Origin of the sequence: Kitasatospora sp. NPDC059803, from assembly GCF_042732255.1 — a bacterium.
Classification (GTDB): Bacteria; Actinomycetota; Actinomycetes; order Streptomycetales; family Streptomycetaceae; genus Kitasatospora.
The window spans coordinates 5,217-6,812 of sequence record NZ_JBHWIJ010000389.1 but is presented as its reverse complement, the minus strand read 5'-3'; the positions used below and the strand labels follow the sequence as shown (position 1 = coordinate 6,812).

Below are 1,596 nucleotides of genomic sequence, written 5' to 3'. Positions count from 1 at the left end.
GGTGCCGGGGGGGGGGGGGGGGGGCGGGGCCACGTCCACTGGGCCCGCCACACCCCCGGGGCCGCCGCCTCGCGGGCCCGGGCGCCGGCCCTGGTCCGCCCGGCCGTCACCAGCCGGCCGGGAAAGCGGTGCAGGTACTCGGCCTCCAGTTGCCCGGTGCGCAGGGTGTGCCGCTTGAGGGCCTCCTCCGAGCCGTACAGGAAGGTCTCGTGGCGCGTGCGGTGCAGCTGTTCCAGCTCGTGCAGGAGCGTGTCGTTGCCCAGGGCGTGCGGGGAGACGCCCGCAGGCCGGATGTGCGGATCCTCGACGTGCCGCATCTGGTACCTCCTCGGCGGAAGCCCCCTCCTCCAGGGTGCCCGCTGCCCCCGGCCGGTGCACCAGGTCGGGTGGCGGGGGGCGCGCCCGTCAGGCCGGTCGTGATCGAACGGATCGTAGGATGAATGCTTCTGGACTCTTCGCTCCCGCCCCCTACAGCTCGGACAGATCCCCCATGCCGCTCCCCAAGGCCGAACTCCACCTCCACATCGAAGGCACCCTGGAGCCCGAACTCGCCTTCGCCCTCGCCGCCCGCAACGCGGTCACGCTGCCCTACGCCGACACCGAGGCGCTGCGGACGGCGTACTCCTTCAGCGACCTGCAGTCCTTCCTGGACCTGTACTACGCGCTGATGGCCGTGCTGCGCACCGAGGAGGACTTCGCCGACCTCGCCGACGCCTACCTCACCCGGGCGGCCGAGGCGGGGGTGCGGCACGCGGAGATCTTCTTCGACCCGCAGGCGCACACCGCGCGCGGCGTGCCGCTCGGCGTGGTGGTCGACGGCCTGACCCGGGCGCTGGCGCGCAGCGAGGAGCGGCACGGGATCAGCACCCAGCTGATCATGTGCTTCCTGCGGGACGAGTCCGCCGAATCCGCGCTGGAGACCTTCGAGGCCGCCCGCCCGTACTTCGACCGGATCGCGGGCATCGGCCTCGACTCGGCCGAGGTCGGCCACCCGCCGGCCAAGTTCCGCGAGGTCTACCGGCGGGCCGCCGAGGCCGGGCTGCGCCGTGTCGCGCACGCGGGCGAGGAGGGCCCGGCGTCCTACATCACCGAGGCGCTGGACGTGCTCGGCGTCGAGCGGATCGACCACGGCCTGCGCTGCCTGGAGGACGGCGAGCTGGTCGCGCGGCTGGTCCGCGAGCAGGTCCCGCTGACGCTCTGCCCGCTCTCCAACGTCCGCCTGCGGTGCATCGACACCCTCGCCGACCACCCGCTGCGCGAGATGCTGGAGGCCGGCCTGCTGGTCACCGTCAACTCGGACGACCCGGCGTACTTCGGCGGCTACGTCGACGACAACTTCCGTGCCGTGCAGCAGGCCCTCGCGCTCGACGAGGAGACCCTGCGCCGGCTCGCCGCGAACTCCTTCCGGGCCTCCTTCATCGATGACGAGCGCCGGGCCGAACTGCTGGCCGAGGTCGAGGAGTTCCGCTTCTAGGCACTGTCCTGGGCGGCGCCTGACGGCCAGCCGCCCCGCCCCCCCTGGTGTGGTCCCGGGGCCGGGGGGCGGGGGGGTCCGCAAGGTGGGCCAAAGCGGGGGGATCGAGTGTGGTGACTATG

At 73.4% G+C, this 1,596-nt stretch carries 2 protein-coding genes; one reads left to right on the top strand and one right to left on the bottom strand.

What is annotated here, in order from left to right:
- On the bottom strand, positions 1-317 hold a 317-nt coding region (locus tag ACFV6I_RS36225), incomplete at its 3' end, for a DUF6158 family protein (RefSeq protein ID WP_380430211.1).
- Positions 318-490: 173 nt separating this feature from the next.
- On the opposite strand from ACFV6I_RS36225, the gene ACFV6I_RS36220 reads away from it, so the two are divergent.
- Positions 491-1,474 carry an adenosine deaminase gene (locus ACFV6I_RS36220; protein WP_063346434.1) on the top strand — a complete coding sequence of 328 codons (984 nt, stop codon included), beginning with the start codon at positions 491-493 and terminating at the stop codon, positions 1,472-1,474.
- The last annotated feature ends 122 nt before the right edge of the window (positions 1,475-1,596 follow it).

Excerpts from the sequence above, each read along its gene's own strand:
- ACFV6I_RS36220 (WP_063346434.1), top strand. The coding sequence starts at position 491 with ATGCCGCTCCCCAAGGCCGAACTCCACCTCCACATCGAAGGCACCCTG.